The sequence below is a fragment of the Streptomyces sp. NPDC017676 genome (assembly GCF_044329325.1).
Lineage (GTDB): Bacteria > Actinomycetota > Actinomycetes > Streptomycetales > Streptomycetaceae > Streptomyces.
This window is the reverse complement of record NZ_JBIRJA010000008.1, coordinates 294,212-311,825: the sequence shown is the minus strand read 5'-3', so window position 1 is coordinate 311,825 and position 17,614 is coordinate 294,212. Positions and strand designations below refer to the sequence as shown.

Genomic DNA, 17,614 nt, shown 5'->3' with positions numbered 1-17,614 from the left:
CACCCTGCCACGGAAACCCCCTCCCGTTGAGGGCGCCTGTCCGCGCGCACAAGGGAGTGCCGGCGCCCCCGCGACGGGGGCACCGGCACGCACGCCGTACGCCGTCGGGGGTTACTCGTGTCCGAGGGCGCCGTGGTCGACGTCCAGGCTGTCCTGGGCGACGAGGTGGCCGGCCGAGTCGACGGTGTCCGAGACGTTGAGGTCGCCGAGGGGTGCCTCGTCCGCCGCGTGGGACGGGGTGACGGCGGCCACGACGAATCCGGCGGCGAGGGTGGCGATGGCGAGCATGCTGCGCTTCTTCATGCGCTGATCAACTGCGCGGAGGGCCCGGGAGTCACGCCGTGGCTCGCGCACACCGGGCCGTGGACCCGCCGCAAGCGAACACACCCGAACACTCGCCAGCCCTCTTCCAACACAGTCAGACACGTCCTACCGTAAACGCGCACCGATGACGCGGACATGCAGTCATCCCGGTATCGCGAGTCGGAGGAACGTCAACGATGCGTCACCCTCACACCCGCACGACCCGCACCATGCGCCGAAGAGTGGCCGGAGCGCTCACCGCCGGCCTGCTGTGCGCGGCGGGCCTCGCCGCCCCCGCCCTGGCGGCCCCCGCCGCGCCCGCCCTCGCCGACGGGCTCGCCCTCACCCCGCCGATGGGCTTCAACAACTGGAACTCCACCCACTGCCGCGCCGACTTCAACGCGTCCATGGTCAAGGGCATCGCGGACCTCTTCGTGGAGAAGGGCCTGAAGGACGCGGGCTACCAGTACGTCAACCTGGACGACTGCTGGGCCCTGCCGGACCGTGACGCGAACGGCAAGCTGGTACCCGACCCCGCCCGGTTCCCGGACGGGATCAAGGCGGTCGCGGACTACGTCCACGCCAAGGGGCTCAAGCTCGGCATCTACACCAGCGCCGGCACCAAGACCTGCGACAGCACGGGCTTCCCGGGCGCCCTGGGCCACGAGTACAGCGACGCGCGGCAGTTCGCCGACTGGGGCGTGGACTACCTGAAGTACGACAACTGCAACAACCAGGGCGTGGACGCCCAGCAGCGCTACCGGACCATGCGTGACGCGCTGAAGGCGACCGGACGGCCCATCGTCTACAGCATCTGCGAGTGGGGGCAGAACAAGCCCTGGGAGTGGGCCTCGGACGTCGGTCACCTGTGGCGGACCACCGGTGACATCAGCGACAACTGGAGCTCGATGCTGTCGATCCTGAAGCAGAACCTCCCGCTCGCGCCGTACGCCGGCCCCGGTCACTGGAACGACCCCGACATGCTGGAGGTCGGCAACGGCGGCATGACCGACACCGAGTACCGCTCGCACTTCTCGCTCTGGTCGGTCATGGCCGCACCCCTGCTCATCGGCACCGACCTGCGCAAGGCCTCCCCGGCGACCTACGACATCCTGGGCAACAAGGAGGTCATCGCGGTCGACCAGGACCCGCTCGGCAAGCAGGGCACCGTCGTCTCCTCGGAGGGCGGGCGCTGGGTCGTGGCCAAGGAGATGAAGGACGGCAGCCGCGCGGTGGCCCTCTTCAACGAGTCCGGCACCGCCCAGCGGATCGCCACCAGCGCGCGTGCCGTCGGCCTGCCGGACGCCGACGCCTACGCCCTGCGGGACCTGTGGCAGCACCGCACGTACAACACCGCCGGCACCATCGCCGCCACCGTCCCGGCCCACGGCACGGTCCTGCTGCGCGTCTCGGCCGACGCCCGCTGGGCCTCCCATCCGCCCGCCGTCGAACTCGGCCTGGACGGCAGCACACTGCTGGAGGCGGCCGCTCCGGCCACGTTCACCAGCTCCGTCGCCGACCTCGGCCGGACACCCGCGCGGCAGGTCTCCGTGTCGCTGACCGGCCCCGCCGGCTGGACGGTACGGCCCACCTCGGCGACCTCTGCCTCCGCGCTCGCCCCCGGTGGGACACTGCGCACCGGCTGGCGGGTGACCGTGCCGTCCGGCACCCCGGCCGGCTCCTACGGCCTCACCCTCACGACGAACTACCGCTCGCCGTCCGGCACACCGGTCACCAGCACCCTTCCACTGACCGCGTCCGTCGTCGTGCCGCCGCCCGCCGGGACGTCGTACCTCGGCGACCTGCCGTGGCTGTCGGCGACCAGCGGCTGGGGGCCGGTGGAGCGGAACACCAGCAACGGGGAGAGCGCCGCCGGTGACGGGAATCCGCTCACCATCGGCGGGACGGTGTACGCCAAGGGGCTCGGCGTCCACGCGCTCAGCGACATCTCCTTCTACACCGGCAGGGCCTGCGAGAAGGTCACCGCGGAGGTCGGCGTGGACGACGAGAAGGGCACTAAGGGCACCGTCGCCTTCGAGATCTGGGCGGACGGCACGAAGGCGGCGTCCACCGGCGTCCTCACCAACGCGATGCCCGCCCAGCCCCTCACCGCCGACGTCACCGGCGCCCAGGTGGTCCGGCTGGTCGTCACCGACGGCGGCGACGGCGTCGACTCGGACCACGCGGACTGGGCGAACGCCCAACTCACCTGCTGACCCACCGAAGCTCCACCCCGGCCCCCGCTCCGGGCTCCGCACGGGGCTCCGCTTTCGGCCTCCGCCCCGGGTCCCGCCCGGGGCTGGGCCGGGAGCTGGGCCGGGGGCTCCGCCGGGAGCTGGGGCCGGGGTTCCGCCCAGGAGTTGGGCCCGGGATTCCGCGCGGAGCTGCGACCCAGGCTCCGCTGGGAGCTGGGCCAGGGGCTCCGCCGGCGGGTGGTTCCGGCACCCCGCCCGGGACTCCGCCAGGAGCCGGGGCCGGAATTGCGCCCGGAGCCGGACCCAGCGCTTCGCCGGGAGCTGGGCCCGGGGGCTCGCTGGTCGCCCACCCGGTCCAGCGGCCCCTGGCCCGCCCCGCCGCCGGAACCGGCGAACCCTAGCGGCTCGCCGCCGTCGCGTCCGGGGTGCGGATCAGGGCTGCCGCGGCCGCGCCGACCAGACCCGCGTCGGTGCCCATCTGCGCGGGCACGACGGTGAGGTGCCGTACGAAGGACAGGGTCGCGTAGTCGGTGAGGGCCTTGCGCAGGGGCGTGAACAGGACGTCGCCCGCCTTCCCGACGCCCCCGCCGACCACCGCGATGTCGATCTCGACCAGGGTCGCGGTGGCCGCGATGCCGGCGGCGAGCGCCTGCGCCGCCCGCTCGAAGGAGGCCACGGCCACCGGGTCGCCCGCACGGGCGGCGGCGGCCACCGCGGCGGCCGAGGTGTCACCGTCGGGCCCGGGGCTCCAGCCGTTCTCCAGGGCCCGGCGGGCGATGTTCGGACCGCTGGCGATCCGCTCCACGCAGCCCCGTGAGCCGCACGGACAGGGATCGCCGTCCAGGTCGACGCTGATGTGACCGATGTGCCCGGCGTTGCCGGTCGGACCGGGATGCAGGCGTCCGCCCAGCACCAGGCCACCGCCGACACCCGTCGAGACGACCATGCACAGCGCGTTGTCATGGCCGCGCGCGGCGCCCTGCCAGTGCTCGGCCGCGGTGATCGCGACACCGTCGCCGATCAGCTCCACCGGCAGGCCCCCGGTGACCGTACGCACCCGGTCCACCAGCGGGAAGTCGCGCCAGCCCGGCACGTTCACCGGGCTCACGGTGCCCGCGGAGGCGTCGACCGGCCCGGCACTGCCGATGCCGACCGAGGCCGCGCGCTCCCACAGGGGGGACACGGCGAGGTCGCCGAGCACGTCCGTCACGGCCCGCATGACCGTTTCGCCGTCCTGCTGGGCCGGCGTGGCGCGCTGGGCCCGGGCCAGGATCCGGCCGCCGCCGTCCACCAGCGCGCCGGCGATCTTGGTGCCGCCGATGTCCAGGGCCGCCACGAGGTCGGTGTGCATAAGAGTCAGATCTCCCCGTTCAAGCTTGAAAACCAAAGAGAGGCAGGCCGGTCAGGCGGTGGGGGCGCAGGCCGGAGACAGCGATGGACAGTCTCTCGCGCATCTGACAACGTTGTCCAGGCTCTATGCTCGACGCCACATCCTCATACAAGCCCACGGTTCGCGCACCACCCCCGTGGACGAGTCGGACGAGAGACAGGACAGACGCATCGTGCCCGAGACCACCCGCCGCGCAGACCGCCTTCCCGGAAACCGGTACGGCAACCGCCCGACGATGAAGGACGTGGCGGCGCGCGCCGGGGTCGGACTGAAGACGGTCTCCCGGGTGGTCAACGGTGAGCCGGGGGTCACCCCGGACACCGAGCGCCGGGTGCAGGAGGCGATCGAGGCGCTCGGCTTCCGTCGCAACGACAGCGCCCGGGTGCTGCGCAAGGGCCGGACGGCGAGCATCGGGTTGGTGCTGGAGGATCTCGCGGACCCGTTCTACGGCCCGCTCAGCCGCGCGGTCGAGGAGGTGGCCCGCGCACACGGCGCCCTGCTGATCAACGGCTCCAGCGCCGAGGACCCCGAGCGCGAGCAGGAGCTGGCGCTGGCGCTGTGCGCGCGCCGGGTGGACGGTCTGGTGGTGATCCCGGCCGGTGACGACCACCGCTATCTGGAGCCGGAGATCAGGGCGGGTGTCGCGACCGTGTTCGTGGACCGTCCGGCCGGGCGGATCGACGCGGACGTCGTGCTGTCGGACAACTACGGCGGCGCCCGCGACGGTGTCGCCCACCTCATCGCGCACGGCCACCGCCGGATCGGGTTCATCGGCGACATGCCCCGCATCCACACCGCGGCCGAGCGGCTGCGCGGCTACCGGGCGGCCATGGAGGACGCGGGCATAGCCGTCGAGGAGGGCTGGATGTCCCTCGGCGCGACGAACCCGGAGCGGGTGCGCCGGGCGGCGGAGGTGATGCTGTCCGGCACCGACCCGGTCACCGCGGTCTTCGCCGGCAACAACCGGGTGACGGTCACCGTGATCCGGGTCCTCGCCGAGCAGTCCCGCCCGGTCGCGCTCGTCGGCTTCGACGACATCGAGCTCGCCGATCTGCTCCAGCCCGGCGTCACGGTCGTCGCCCAGGACGCGGCGGCCCTCGGCCGCACCGCTGCCGAACGCCTCTTCCGCCAGCTCGACGGCACCCTCCTCGCCCCCGAACGCATCGAACTGCCGACCCGCCTGATCACCCGCGGCTCGGGCGAGCTGCCGCCGGCGGTCTGAGGGCGTACCGGCGGCGGGCCCCGCGGCCGTACGTCCAGGGTCGATCCCCGCACGCCGGCGACGCCGACGGTGCTGCCCTCGCCACCCCGGAGCCGGCGGTCATGTGCCGCCGCCTCCACCGTCGCCCGGGAGGAGCAGTCCGGTCGCCGCAGCCCCTCCTCTCAAGGGCCGTGCCCTCGCTACTGCGCGGACGCCGTCAGGTCGCCGCGACGGGGGGAGGCGAAGCCCTCCAGGTCGGTGCGGGTCAGGCCGGTGAGGCCGGCGACCTCGGCGAGGTCGAGGGCGCCGCAGTCGAGGCCGCGCAGCAGGTAGCCGCTGAGGGCCTTGGCGGTGGCGGGCTCGTCCATGACGTCGCCGCCGGCCCGGTTGGCGTACCGGGCGAGGCGGGCCGCCGCCTGCTCGAACCCCTCGCGGTAGAAGGCGAAGACGGCCGCGTAGCGGGTGGGCAGGTGACCGGGGTGCATGTCCCAGCCCTGGTAGTAGGCGCGGGCGAGGGCGCGGCGGGTGAGGCCGTAGTGCAGGCGCCAGGCGTCGTGGACCTTGGCGGTCGGGCCGACGGGGAGGACGTTGGTGGAGCCGTCGGACACCCGGACGCCGGTGCCGGCCGCGGCGACCTGCATGACCGCCTTTGCGTGGTCGGCGGCCGGGTGGTCGCTGGCCTGGTGGGCGGCGGAGACGCCGAGGCAGGCACTGTAGTCGAAGGTGCCGTAGTGCAGCCCGGTGGCGCGGCCCTCGGCGGCCTGGATCATGCGGGCGACGGTGGCGGTGCCGTCGGTGGCGAGGATGGCCTGGCTGGTCTCGATCTGGATCTCGAAGCCCAGGCGTCCGGCGTCCAGGCCGTGCGCCTTCTCGAAGGCCTCCAGGAGCCGGACGAAGGCGCCGACCTGCTCGGGGTACGTGACCTTGGGCAGGGTGAGGACCAGACCCTCGGGCAGGCCGCCGGCCTCCATCAGGCCGGTGAGGAAGACGTCGAGGGTGCGGATGCCCCGGTCGCGTACGGCGGCCTCCATGCACTTCATGCGGATGCCCATGTACGGCGCCGCCGTGCCGTTCGCGTACGCCTCGGCGATCAGACGCGCCGCGCGGGCGGCCGTCTCGTCCTCCTCGGCGTCGGGCCGGGGGCCGTAGCCGTCCTCGAAGTCGACGCGCAGGTCCTCGACGGGCTCGCGCTCCAGCTTGGCGCGGACGCGGGAGTGGACCGGCTCGGCCAGTTCGTCGGACAGGCCGAGGACCGCCGCGAAGGAGGCGGCGTCCGGGGCGTGTTCGTCGAGCAGGGCGAGCGCCTGGTCGCCCCAGGAGCGAAGGGTGCCGGCGGTGAAGGCGTCCCCGGGGACGTACACGGTGTGGACGGGCTGCCGGGTGCCCGGGTCCCCGGGGTAGCGGCGCTCCAGCTCCGCGTCGACCGGTGCGAGGGAGGCGCTGATCTCCTCGCTGACGGCACCCGCGAGGCTCGTCGCCACCTTCTCCTGCTGACCCATCCCACACCCTCCAAGTTTCCGCTCTACGGAATCAACAATCCGTAGAATGAAGTTATCCGGGTGGTTCTCCCTGGTCAACACCCCGTCCGGACCCTGGCCACCGCGCCTGCCCGCCCGGCACCAGGATGCACCGAGGCCCCGGTGACCGGATCGGTCACCGGGGCCTCGGGCGCGCCCTGGGAGACTCAGCCCTTGCGGGTCTTGATCTCCTCGGTGAGCTGCGGGACGACGTCGAACAGGTCGCCGACCACACCGAAGTCGACCAGCTCGAAGATCGGGGCCTCGGCGTCCTTGTTGACGGCCACGATGGTCTTCGAGGTCTGCATACCGGCGCGGTGCTGGATCGCACCGGAGATGCCGTTGGCGATGTAGAGCTGCGGCGAGACCGACTTGCCGGTCTGGCCCACCTGGTTGGTGTGCGGGTACCAGCCGGCGTCGACGGCGGCACGCGAGGCACCGACGGCCGCGCCGAGCTGGTCGGCGAGGGCCTCGATGATCGAGAAGTTCTCGGCGCCGTTCACACCGCGGCCACCGGAGACCACGATCGCGGCCTCGGTCAGCTCCGGGCGGCCCGTCGACTCGCGCGGCGTACGGCCGGTGACCTTCGTGCCGGTCGCCTTGTCCGAGAAGGTCACGGACAGGGCCTCGACCGCGCCCGCGGCCGGGGCGGCCTCGACGGCGGCCGAGTTCGGCTTGACCGTGATGACCGGGGTGCCCTTGATGACGCGGGACTTGGTGGTGAAGGACGCGGCGAACACCGACTGGGTGGCCACGGGGCCCTCGTCGCCGGCCTCCAGGTCGACGGCGTCGGTGATGATGCCGGAGCCGATGCGCAGCGCCAGGCGGGCGGCGATCTCCTTGCCCTCGGCGGAGGACGGGACCAGCACGGCGGCCGGGGAGACGGCCTCGTGGGCGGCCTGCAGGGCGTCCACCTTCGGCACGACCAGGTACTCGGCGTACTCGGACGCGTCGTGGGTGAGCACCTTCACCGCGCCGTGCTCGGCGAGCGTGGCGGCGGTGTCGGCGGCGCCGTTGCCCAGCGCGACGGCGACGGGCTCGCCGAGGCGGCGGGCCAGGGTCAGCAGCTCCAGGGTGGGCTTGCGGACGGCACCGTCCACGTGGTCGACGTAGACGAGGACTTCAGCCATGGGATTGCTCTCCTGCGAAACGAAGTTGAGGGGCGGTCAGCGGGGGCGAGCCTCAGATGAACTTCTGGCTCGCGAGGAACTCAGCGAGCTGCTTGCCGCCCTCGCCCTCGTCCTTGACGATGGTGCCGGCCGTGCGCGCCGGACGCTCGGTCGCGGTCTCGACCTTGGTGTACGCGCCGTCCAGGCCGACCTCCTCGGCCTCGATGTCGAGGTCGGACAGGTCCCAGGACTCCACCGGCTTCTTCTTGGCCGCCATGATGCCCTTGAAGGACGGGTAGCGGGCCTCGCCGGACTGGTCGGTCACGGAGACGACCGCCGGGAGGGATGCCTCCAGCTGCTCCGAGGCGGCGTCGCCGTCGCGGCGGCCCTTGACCGTGCCGTCCTCGACGGAGACCTCGGACAGCAGGGTGACCTGCGGGACGCCGAGGCGCTCGGCGACCAGCGCCGGGACGACACCCATGGTGCCGTCGGTGGAGGCCATGCCGGAGATGACCAGGTCGTAGCCGGCCTTCTCGATGGCCTTGGCCAGGACCAGGGAGGTGCCGATGGCGTCGGTGCCGTGCAGGTCGTCGTCCTCGACGTGGATGGCCTTGTCGGCACCCATCGAGAGGGCCTTGCGGAGCGCGTCCTTGGCGTCCTCGGGGCCGACCGTCAGGACGGTGACCTCGGCGTCGTCCGCGTTCTCCGCGATCTGGAGGGCCTGTTCGACCGCGTACTCGTCCAGCTCGGAGAGCAGACCGTCCACGTCGTCGCGGTCGACGGTCAGGTCATCGGCGAAGTGCCGGTCGCCAGTGGCGTCGGGCACGTACTTCACAGTGACAACGATCCTCAAGCTCACGCCGGCTCTCCTACTGCATCGTCATTTCGGGCTGCCTCTTGCAGGCAGCATAGGCGCCTCAAGCGGCCGATCCCGGTCGGGGCGTCCGCGCGCTCCGAACGAAATATTACTCGCCAGTACACCTAGTGAATGCCCGCTAAGCAAGCGCTTTGAACTGTGACCTTCGCAACGCAGCGTAACCGGAACTCGACGGCTCCGCAGGAGGGGGCGGGGGCGATCAGAAGGTGATCAATCCCGCAGACCGCTGAAGCGGCCCTGGTGGTAGAGGAGCGGGCGGCCGGCGCCCGAGGGGTCGCCGAGGACCACCTCGGCGAGCACGATCCGGTGATCACCGGCCGGGACCCGCCCGACGATCCGGCACACCAGCCAGGCGAGCACGTCGTCCAGCACGGGCACGCCTTCCGGGCCCTCCCGCCAGACGGTGGGCGCGCCGAAGCGGTCGGCGCCGCTGCGGGCGAAGGTGGTGGCCAGTTCGCTCTGGTGCTCGCCGAGTATGTGCACGCCGACGTGGTCGGCCTCGGCGACCGCGGGCCAGCTGGAGGCGCCGGTGCCGATGCCGAAGGAGACCAGGGGCGGGTCGGCGGAGACGGAGGTGAGGGAGGTGGCGGTGAAGCCGACCGGGCCGGAGGCGCCACGTGCGGTGATCACCGCCACACCGGCGGCGTGCCGGCGGAAGGTGGAGCGCAGCAGGTCGGGGGAGGCGAGCTGAGCGGTGCCGAGGTCGGGCGTGGCCGTCATGGAACTGTCCTTCTGCGAGAGTCGGGGCATGGGTCCGTGGCAGCTCAACGGCCCGGACAGCGCGCGCTCGCGGTGCGGGCCAGGTCGACGTGGACCCGGCCGTAGAGAAGGAGTTCGGTCGGCATACGGTCAGGCTGACGATAGGTGGCGTGTGCAGTCAAGCTGGTTCCGGGATCCGGAAGATGTCCCACCGTTCCCTGACACCGGCTCATACGGCCTCCCCGAGCGCGGCGATGACGTCGGCCTTGCGTGGCTGTCCGGTGGCGCGCCGCACCACCCGCCCACCGGCGTCGAGGACCAGGACGGTGGGCGTCTTGAGAATTTCCAGTTCGCGTACGAGGTCCAGGTGGGCCTCGGCGTCGACCTCGACGTGGGTCACACCCGGGACCATTCCGGCGACCTCGGCGAGGACGCGCCGGGTGGCCCGGCAGGGCGCGCAGAAGGCGCTGGAGAACTGCACGAGCGTGGCCCGCTCCCCCAGTTCGCCGCCGAGCTCCGCCGCACCGAGCCGCCTGCCGTCGTCGTGCCCGCGCACCCGCGTTCTCCCCTTCCGCCGCTCGTGCGGCTCTCCCTGGGCGCCCGCCGAAGCGGGCACCGTCCGGCACACCACCGGTCATTCACGTAGAAGCGTTCCCGCGACCGCGAAGATTCCCGGACCGTGCCGGACCCGACGGCTGCGTCACCGTCCGGCATGTTCCCGCCTCCCCGGGGAACGAGGACACGAGTGGAGTAAAGGGACATGAGCATCCACGGTGGGATGTAGGCCGACGTGACGAGGATCTCGCCGCCGCGGGGCACCAGGACTGGCTCCCCGTCCGTTCTTCGGGCACGATCTGCGAGACGCCGTAAACCTACGGCTGCGTAACTTTCCCGCCGGGAGCCCCTTTCCCGAGCAGAGCAGAAAGGGTCCACCCCGCCCATGGCAGAGCTGGTCTACCGTCCCGTCATCGGTTTCGCCAAGACGATGTTCAAGGTCTGGGATCTGAAGATCGACTGCAAGGGTTCGGAGAACATCCCGCGCGCGGGCGGCGCGGTTCTGGTGAGCAATCACATCAGCTACCTGGACTTCATCTTCAACGGCCTGGCCGCACTGCCGCAGAAGCGTCTGGTGCGGTTCATGGCGAAGGAGTCGGTCTTCCGGCACAAGGTCTCCGGGCCGCTGATGCGGAGCATGAAGCACATCCCGGTGGACCGCGCACAGGGCGAGGCGGCGTACGAGCACGCGCTGGACTCGCTGCGCTCCGGTGAGGTCATCGGGGTGTTCCCGGAGGCGACCATCTCGCAGTCCTTCACGCTCAAGAGCTTCAAGTCGGGCGCGGCCAGGCTGGCCCAGGAGGCGGGCGTCCCGCTGGTCCCGATGGCGGTGTGGGGCACGCAGCGGCTGTGGACGAAGGGCCATCCCCGCAACTTCAAGCGCAACCACCTGCCCGTCACCATCCGCGTCGGCGACCCGGTGGAGGCACCGCGCGACCAGTACGCCGGCGCGATCACCCGCCGCCTGCGCGAACGCGTCCAGGAACTCCTGGACGCCGCCCAGCGCGCGTACCCGGGCCGCCCCAAGGGCCCGGACGACACCTGGTGGCTCCCCTCCCACCTGGGTGGCACGGCACCGACGACCGAGGAACTGCGCACGGTCCAGGCCCACTGAGGCCTCCGACGCGGGCTGACGAAACGGGGTCCCGGCCGGGGGCTCGGCGAACGGAGCGCCAGCTCAATCCGGCCGTCGGTTCACGGCGCGCCGCGCCTACCCGTGGAGCATGGACCGCCACAACTGTTCGAGGAACTCCTGGATCGATACCGCGGCGACCTCGAACTCGTCGGACCAGGAAGCCGTGGTCGACCTCCAGACTCGTCCACTGCCCGCCACCGCGAACAGATGGCCGCCACCATCGCCGGCGAACACGAGGGCAGGTGGCTCGTCGTCGGCCTGGACGGATCCGTACGCACGGAAGTGCTCGGCAACCGTGGAGGCCGGGTGGACGAAGTATCCGTGCTCGACATCAGGCAAGGAGACTTCCTGGATCACCCAGTACAGGGTGGTCAGGTCAGAGGGGACCGGCGTCAGGTCCACTAGTGCACCCGTCGCCGCGTGGCTCTCGTCCGTCGCGAGGACGACGACGTTCTCGCCAGGTGGGAAACCGTGCGTCTTCTGAAACGACGACGTCAGAGCCTTGAGCTCCGCAGAAGCCCGCTCGCACCAGCCGCGCACCCACTCCGGGTCGAGCCGCTCACCGGACACGTTCATCCTCCTCGGCACACCTCACGACCGTTCCGCCTCAGAGGGCGCTGGGGAGCGTCTTCCACAGGTACGGCCGGTCGGGTGCGGCCCGCAGGGCGGTGAGGACGGCCGGGTGCGGTGCGGCGTACAGGACCGGATAGTCCAGCTCGTCGGACGAGGGGTCCGGGATCCAGGCCAGCCGCTCGCCGTCCAGCGAGAACTGTGCGTCGACGCCCGGTTTGTTGCCGCGCGGGTCCTGCCGGTGCCAGGCACCGCGGAAGCGGACGGCGACCAGGCCGTGGACCGCGTGCCCGCCCTCGTCGTCCGCCAGCCGCTGGTAGCACAGGGCGGCCGGGATGTCCTCGGCCCGCAACAGGGCGGCCAGGGCGTGGGACTTCGCGTAGCAGATGCCCGTACCGAGGGCCAGCACGTCGGAGGCGCGCCAGGTGACGCGGAGGTCACCGGAGTCCTGGGAGTGCGGGATGACGTCCCGGACGTATTCATAGGCAACCCGTGCATAGTCATACGAGTCGGCGACGTCCGCCGCCAGACGGGCGGCGGTCTGCCGGACCACCGGATGATGGTGGTCGATGGCGTCGTCGGCGGCCAAGTAGGCGGACAGATCAGCGGTGTCCTGGATGAGCTCCATGCCCGCAGAGCATAGGAACGCGATCACCCGAGCGTCAATGATTTTTCGAGTGATCGCATACCTATGCAGAGTCTGCGGGTGGCGTCGGCCCTTAGCGCGCCATCTCCTCCTTCAGCGCCGCCACGAACATGTCGACGTCGTCCTCCGTGGTGTCGAAGGAGCACATCCAGCGCACCACCCCGGCGCCCTCGTCCCAGAAGTAGAACCGGAACCGCTTCTGGAGCCGCTCGCTCACGTCGTGCGGCAGCTTGGCGAAGACACCGTTGGCCTGCACCGGGTAGAGGATCTCCACGCCGTGCACCGCGCGGACGCCCTCGGCGAGCCGCTGGGCCATCTCGTTGGCGTGCCGGGCGTTGCGCAGCCACAGGTCCTTGGCGAGGAGGGCCTCCAACTGCACGGAGACGAAGCGCATCTTCGAGGCCAGCTGCATCGACATCTTCCGCAGGTGCTTCATCTGCCGCACCGCGTCCTGGTCGAGGACGACGACCGCCTCGCCGAACAGGGCGCCGTTCTTCGTCCCGCCCAGGGAGAGGATGTCGACGCCGACCGCGTTGGTGAACGTCCGCATGGGCACGTTCAGGGAGGCGGCGGCGTTGGCTATCCGGGAGCCGTCCAGGTGCACCTTCATGCCGCGGGCGTGGGCGTGCTCGCAGATCGCGCGGATCTCCTCGGGCGTGTAGAGGGTGCCCAGCTCGGTGCTCTGGGTGATCGACACGACCTGGGGCATCGCCCGGTGCTCGTCCTCCCAGCCCCAGGCCTGCCGGTCGATCAGCTCGGGCGTGAGCTTGCCGTCCGGCGTCGGCACGGTGAGCAGCTTGAGCCCGCCCATGCGCTCGGGGGCACCGCCCTCGTCGACGTTGATGTGCGCGCTCTCGGCGCAGATCACCGCGCCCCAGCGGTCGGTGACCGCCTGGAGCGCGACGACGTTCGCGCCGGTGCCGTTGAAGACCGGGAAGGCCTCCGCGGTGGCCCCGAAGTGGCTCCGGATGATCCGCTGGAGGTTCTCGGTGTAGTCGTCCTCGCCGTACGCCACCTGGTGGCCGCCGTTGGCCAGGGCCAGGGCGGCCAGCACCTCCGGGTGGGCGCCCGCGTAGTTGTCACTGGCGAAACCGCGGACCTGCGGGTCGTGGTGGCGACGCGCGTCGGTCTTCGGAGGGTTCACGGCTTCTCGGTCAGCCACAGACGGGTTCCGTTCACTTCCGCGGCGGGCTTGTTCCAGACGTCTGCGATGGCCTCGGCCAGGTCCTTGACGTCCGTGAAGCCCGCGAACTTCGCGTTGGGGCGGTCGGCGCGCATCGCGTCGTGCACCAGCGCCTTCACCACCAGGATGGTAGCCGCGGACGTCGGCCCCTCGGCGCCGCCCGCCTTGCGGAAGTAGTCGGCCAGGGCCAGCGTCCACGCCTCGGCCGCTGCCTTGGCCGCGGAGTACGCGGCGTTGCCGGCGGTCGGCTTCGACGCGCCGGCCGCGCTGATCAGCACGTACCGGCCGCGCTCGCTGCGCTGCAGCGCCTCGTGGAAGGCGAGGGAGGTGTGCTGCACGGTCTTGACGAGCAGCAGCTCCAGCAAGTCCCAGTCGTCCAGACTGGTCTTGGTGAACGTCTCGCTGCCGCGCCAGCCGCCGACCAGGTGCACGAGCCCGTCGACCCGGCCGAAGTCCTTCTCGATGTGTGCGGCCCAGTCCCGGGTGGACTGCAGGTCGAGCAGGTCCACCGTGTCACCGGTGACGGCCGCGCCACCGGAGGCGTACCGGGCCGCGTCGACGGCCTCCGAGAGCCGCTGCGGGTCGTTGTCCGCCCCGACGACGGTCGCCCCGGCCTCGGCCAGGCGCAGCAGGGCCGCGCGGCCGGCGGGTCCGCCCGCGCCGGCCACCGCGATCACCGCACCGCTGAGAGGCCCGTTCGCGCCGTTCCTCATGTTCTTCCCCTCTGAAGCAGTGTCCTGGACGCGGTCGCTCACGCGGCGATCCGCTCGGCGGTGTCCGCCGTGATGCCCTTGGTGGAGGCGATCACATTCTTCAGCTTCTTGGACAGCGCCTCATAGAACATGCTCAGCGGAAACTCGTCCGGAAGCACGTCGTCCACGAGCTTGCGCGGGGGCTGGGTCAGGTCCAGGGCGTCCGGACCCTTGGCCCACTTGGAGCCGGGGTGCGGGGCGAGGTAGGTGGAGACCAGCTCGTAGCCGGCGAACCAGTGCACCAGCTTCGGGCGGTCGATGCCGTCCCGGTAGAGCTTCTCTATCTCGGCGCACAGCTGGTTGGTCACCTGCGGGGCACGCTCCCAGTCGATGGAGAGCTTGTTGTCGGTCCAGCGGACGACGTCGTGCTTGTGCAGGTAGGCGAAGAGCAGCTGACCGCCGAGGCCGTCGTAGTTGCGGTTGCGGTCGCCGGTGACCGGAAAGCGGAACATCCGGTCGAAGAGGACCGCGTACTGCACGTCACGGGCCTGCGGGACGCCGTCGGCCTGGAGCTTCACGGCCTCCTTGAAGGCGGTGAGGTCACAGCGCAGCTCCTCCAGGCCGTACATCCAGAACGGCTGGCGCTGCTTGATCATGAACGGGTCGAACGGCAGGTCGCCGTGGCTGTGGGTGCGGTCGTGGACCATGTCCCAGAGCACGAAGGCCTCTTCGCAGCGCTTCTGGTCGTGGACCATCGCGGCGATGTCCTCGGGCAGCTCCAGGCCCAGGAGGTCGACGGCGGCCTCGGTCACGCGGCGGAAGCGGGCGGCCTCGCGGTCGCAGAAGATGCCACCCCAGGAGAAACGTTCCGGCGCCTCGCGTACGGCGATCGTCTCCGGGAAGAGGACGGCGGAGTTGGTGTCGTAGCCCGAGGTGAAGTCCTCGAACGTGATGCCGCAGAAGAGCGGGTTGTCGTAGCGGGTGCGCTCCAGCTCGGCCAGCCAGTCCGGCCAGACCATGCGCAGCACGACCGCCTCCAAATTGCGGTCGGGGTTGCCGTTCTGCGTGTACATCGGGAAGACGACCAGGTGCTGCAGGCCGTCGGCGCGGTTCGCGGCCGGGTTGAAGGCCAGCAGGGAGTCCAGGAAGTCCGGTACCTGGAAGCCGCCCTCGGCCCAGCGGCGGAGGTCCTTCACCAGCGCCTGGTGGTAGGCGGCGTCGTGCGGCAGGAGCGGGGAGAGCTGCTCCACCGCGCCGGCGACACCCTCCACGGCCGCCAGGGCGTCGGCCCGCTGCGGGGCGCCCTCGGCGTCGAAGTCGATCGAACCGTCCTTCGACTGCCATGGCCGGATCTGCTCCACGGCATCCTTGAGCACGGGCCAGGCCGGGTGCTCCACCACCCTGGTCAGCGGAGAAACCTGATCCTCCGCGCCCGACTGCACAAGAATTTCCGTCATGTCCCATCCTCCACAGGAGAACCTCGCGTATGGACACCGTATGCATACCCGGTTTCTCTCAGCAAGAGCAGGATCGGGAAATTATTCTGTCCACCCCCTTGGTCACCGATGTTTTTCCTGTCGTAAACCGTGACGACGCTCACTTCGGCGACAACGTGCGAGCCCGGGTTGGTCATGATCCGATGGGTACCGGCCGGCGGGCGGCCGTCCGGGTGCCGGATGCCCGGCGCAGCCACGGGTTCAACGCGCGACCCGGCCATTAGGCTGCGAGCCTGCCGCGTGGACGACGACGTCCGGTACGGGGGCCGTCGGTCCGCGCGTCGCCGAGCCGCCGTCGACGGAAGCGAGTTGAACCTTGAACTTCCTTACCATCGGACACCGCGGTGTCATGGGCGTCGAGCCCGAGAACACCCTTCGTTCCTTCGTCGCCGCGCAGCAGGCCGGCCTGGACCTGATCGAACTCGATCTGCATCTCAGCAAGGACGGCGCCCTGGTCGTCATGCACGACGCCGAGGTGGACCGTACGACCGACGGCTCGGGGCCGATCGCCGAGAAGACCCTCGCGGAGCTCCGCGCCCTGGACGCGGGCCGCGGCGAGCGGGTGCCGGTGTTCGAGGAGGTCCTGGAGGCGGTGGACGCGCCGTTGCAGGCCGAGATCAAGGACGTCGCGGCGGCGCGGGCACTGGCCGAGGTGATGCGCGCGCGTGACCTGACCGCGCGGATCGAGGTGTCCTCGTTCCACGACGAGGCGGTCGCCGAGATCGCGCGGCTGGTGCCGGGCGTGCGCACCGCGCTCGTCGCGAGCCGGTACGGCACCGACGTGGTGGACCGCGCCGTCGCCGTGGGTGCCGCCACGGTGTGTCTGAACATCCGCCGGCTCACCCTGGAGATCGTCGAGCACGCGCGCGCGTCCGGGCTGCGGATCATCGGCTGGGTGGTCAACACGCAGGACCAGCTACGGCTGGTCCGCGCCCTGGAGCTGGACGGGGCGACGACCGACTATCCGGAGATCAAACGCACGGGCCGCTTCACCGCGTGACCCGGGCGTCCGGGCACCGGCCCGGACGCCCGCCGTGACGTCACACCAGCGGCTTGACCAGCAGCTCGAACCGCAGGTCGGCGCGCTGCGGGACCCCGAAACGCTCGTCGCCGTACGGGAAGGGCTGCGTCCGGCCCGTACGGCGGTAGCCGCGGCGCTCGTACCAGGCGATCAGGTCCTCCCGCTGGGCGATCACCGTCATCTGCATCTCGGTGACGCCCCAGGTCTCCCGCGCCAGGCGCTCCGCCTCCGCCATGACGGTCTTGCCGAGGCCCGCGCCCTGGAGGGCGGGGCTGACCGCGAACATGCCGAAGTAGGCGTGGTCGCCACGGTGTTCCAGCTGGCAGCAGGCGACGACACGGCCGTCCCGCTCGACGGTCAGCAGCCGGCTGTCGGGGGCCTTGATCACCTCCAGCACGCCCTGCGGGTCGGTCCGCTGCCCCTCCAGGAGGTCCGCCTCGGTGGTCCACCCGGCCCGGCTGCTGTCCCCGCGGTACGCCGACTCGATCAGCGCGACGAGGGCGTCGACGTCGGCGTCGGTGGCATCCCGGAAGGTGAGTCCGGTGGCGAGGGTGTCCATGGTGCGGTCTCCGATCTCGGGCGTGGCTGAGCCATGGACGAGGGTAACCCTGGCGCTAGGCTCCCCCCGCATGGTGCATGTACTCAGCAGCCGGACCCTGCTCCGGCCCACCGACCCCGAGCGCTCCCGGGCCTTCTACGGCGAGCAGCTGGGGCTGTCCGTCTACCGCGAGTTCGGTACCGGCCCCGAGCGCGGCACGGTCTATTTCCTCGGCGGCGGGTTCCTGGAGGTGTCCGGCCGGTCCGAGGGCCCGCCCTCGCCCGCGGTGCGGCTGTGGTTGCAGGTCGAGGACGTGAAGGCCGCGGCCGAGGATCTGCGGGCGCGGGGCGTCGAGATCGTCCGGCCTCCGGTGCGGGAGCCGTGGGGCCTGGTCGAGATGTGGATCGCCGACCCGGACGGCACCCCGATCGTCCTGGTGGAGGTCCCGTCGGACCATCCACTGCGGTACCGGCCGGGGATCTAGGGC

At 71.4% G+C, this 17,614-nt stretch carries 18 protein-coding genes; 5 read left to right on the top strand and 13 right to left on the bottom strand.

Going from position 1 to position 17,614, the window contains the following annotated elements; all coding sequences use genetic code 11:
• Positions 1-111 precede the first annotated feature (111 nt).
• Entirely contained in the window at positions 112-303 is a 192-nt protein-coding gene (locus ACH4LD_RS19855; protein ID WP_103816181.1) for a hypothetical protein, read from the bottom strand.
• Between the two features lie 197 nt (positions 304-500).
• Between ACH4LD_RS19855 and ACH4LD_RS19850 the strand changes: the two genes are divergently transcribed.
• Entirely contained in the window at positions 501-2,519 is a 2,019-nt protein-coding gene (locus ACH4LD_RS19850) for an NPCBM/NEW2 domain-containing protein (RefSeq protein WP_398056271.1), read from the top strand.
• A gap of 376 nt (positions 2,520-2,895) precedes the next feature.
• Here ACH4LD_RS19850 and ACH4LD_RS19845 read toward each other — a convergent pair whose 3' ends face one another.
• Positions 2,896-3,849, bottom strand: coding sequence for an ROK family protein (locus ACH4LD_RS19845; RefSeq protein ID WP_398056272.1), 954 nt, complete (start codon positions 3,847-3,849; stop codon positions 2,896-2,898).
• A 211-nt stretch (positions 3,850-4,060) separates the two neighbouring features.
• Here ACH4LD_RS19845 and ACH4LD_RS19840 point away from each other — a divergent pair, with 211 nt between their 5' ends.
• Positions 4,061-5,110 carry a LacI family DNA-binding transcriptional regulator gene (locus ACH4LD_RS19840; protein ID WP_398056273.1) on the top strand — a complete coding sequence of 350 codons (1,050 nt, stop codon included), beginning with the start codon at positions 4,061-4,063 and terminating at the stop codon, positions 5,108-5,110.
• Between the two features lie 179 nt (positions 5,111-5,289).
• On the opposite strand, the gene ACH4LD_RS19835 is transcribed toward ACH4LD_RS19840, so the two are convergent.
• The 5 genes from ACH4LD_RS19835 to ACH4LD_RS19815 all read right to left on the bottom strand — a co-directional run bounded on the left by ACH4LD_RS19835 (position 5,290) and on the right by ACH4LD_RS19815 (position 9,922).
• The gene (locus ACH4LD_RS19835) at positions 5,290-6,588 is read right to left on the bottom strand and encodes a DUF6986 family protein (protein WP_398056274.1); all 1,299 of its coding nucleotides are present in this window, start codon (positions 6,586-6,588) and stop codon (positions 5,290-5,292) included.
• Positions 6,589-6,773: 185 nt separating this feature from the next.
• Positions 6,774-7,736 (bottom strand): electron transfer flavoprotein subunit alpha/FixB family protein, encoded by a 963-nt coding sequence (locus ACH4LD_RS19830; RefSeq protein WP_132790865.1) that lies wholly within the window; start codon positions 7,734-7,736, stop codon positions 6,774-6,776.
• Positions 7,737-7,788: 52 nt separating this feature from the next.
• Complete coding sequence (locus tag ACH4LD_RS19825) at positions 7,789-8,574, bottom strand: electron transfer flavoprotein subunit beta/FixA family protein (protein ID WP_132790863.1); 786 nt, start codon at positions 8,572-8,574, stop codon at positions 7,789-7,791.
• Positions 8,575-8,802: 228 nt separating this feature from the next.
• Complete coding sequence (locus ACH4LD_RS19820; RefSeq protein WP_398056275.1) at positions 8,803-9,312, bottom strand: flavin reductase family protein; 510 nt, start codon at positions 9,310-9,312, stop codon at positions 8,803-8,805.
• A gap of 208 nt (positions 9,313-9,520) precedes the next feature.
• Positions 9,521-9,922 carry a thioredoxin family protein gene (locus ACH4LD_RS19815; RefSeq protein ID WP_132790862.1) on the bottom strand — a complete coding sequence of 134 codons (402 nt, stop codon included), beginning with the start codon at positions 9,920-9,922 and terminating at the stop codon, positions 9,521-9,523.
• Between the two features lie 309 nt (positions 9,923-10,231).
• Between ACH4LD_RS19815 and ACH4LD_RS19810 the strand changes: the two genes are divergently transcribed.
• Positions 10,232-10,960: a lysophospholipid acyltransferase family protein gene (locus ACH4LD_RS19810; protein ID WP_398056276.1), complete on the top strand. Its 729-nt coding sequence runs from the start codon at positions 10,232-10,234 to the stop codon at positions 10,958-10,960.
• Positions 10,961-11,056: 96 nt separating this feature from the next.
• Here ACH4LD_RS19810 and ACH4LD_RS19805 read toward each other — a convergent pair whose 3' ends face one another.
• The 5 genes from ACH4LD_RS19805 to ACH4LD_RS19785 all read right to left on the bottom strand — a co-directional run bounded on the left by ACH4LD_RS19805 (position 11,057) and on the right by ACH4LD_RS19785 (position 15,529).
• A complete protein-coding gene (locus ACH4LD_RS19805) occupies positions 11,057-11,557 on the bottom strand; it encodes a hypothetical protein (protein ID WP_398056277.1) in 501 nt (166 codons plus the stop codon).
• Between the two features lie 31 nt (positions 11,558-11,588).
• Positions 11,589-12,179 carry a transglutaminase family protein gene (locus ACH4LD_RS19800; protein ID WP_398056278.1) on the bottom strand — a complete coding sequence of 197 codons (591 nt, stop codon included), beginning with the start codon at positions 12,177-12,179 and terminating at the stop codon, positions 11,589-11,591.
• Between the two features lie 91 nt (positions 12,180-12,270).
• Positions 12,271-13,341, bottom strand: coding sequence for a threonine aldolase family protein (locus ACH4LD_RS19795; protein ID WP_398056279.1), 1,071 nt, complete (start codon positions 13,339-13,341; stop codon positions 12,271-12,273).
• Positions 13,338-14,093: an SDR family NAD(P)-dependent oxidoreductase gene (locus tag ACH4LD_RS19790; protein WP_132790852.1), complete on the bottom strand. Its 756-nt coding sequence runs from the start codon at positions 14,091-14,093 to the stop codon at positions 13,338-13,340. The genes ACH4LD_RS19795 and ACH4LD_RS19790 overlap by 4 nt, the downstream gene beginning before the upstream one ends.
• Positions 14,094-14,131: 38 nt before the next feature.
• Entirely contained in the window at positions 14,132-15,529 is a 1,398-nt protein-coding gene (locus ACH4LD_RS19785; RefSeq protein WP_398056280.1) for a DUF6421 family protein, read from the bottom strand.
• Between the two features lie 355 nt (positions 15,530-15,884).
• Between ACH4LD_RS19785 and ACH4LD_RS19780 the strand changes: the two genes are divergently transcribed.
• Positions 15,885-16,568, top strand: a complete 684-nt coding sequence (locus ACH4LD_RS19780) for a glycerophosphodiester phosphodiesterase family protein (protein WP_103816195.1) — start codon at positions 15,885-15,887, stop codon at positions 16,566-16,568.
• Between the two features lie 40 nt (positions 16,569-16,608).
• Here ACH4LD_RS19780 and ACH4LD_RS19775 read toward each other — a convergent pair whose 3' ends face one another.
• Complete coding sequence (locus ACH4LD_RS19775; RefSeq protein ID WP_398056281.1) at positions 16,609-17,148, bottom strand: GNAT family N-acetyltransferase; 540 nt, start codon at positions 17,146-17,148, stop codon at positions 16,609-16,611.
• Between the two features lie 70 nt (positions 17,149-17,218).
• On the opposite strand from ACH4LD_RS19775, the gene ACH4LD_RS19770 reads away from it, so the two are divergent.
• Positions 17,219-17,611 (top strand): VOC family protein, encoded by a 393-nt coding sequence (locus tag ACH4LD_RS19770; RefSeq protein WP_398056282.1) that lies wholly within the window; start codon positions 17,219-17,221, stop codon positions 17,609-17,611.
• The last annotated feature ends 3 nt before the right edge of the window (positions 17,612-17,614 follow it).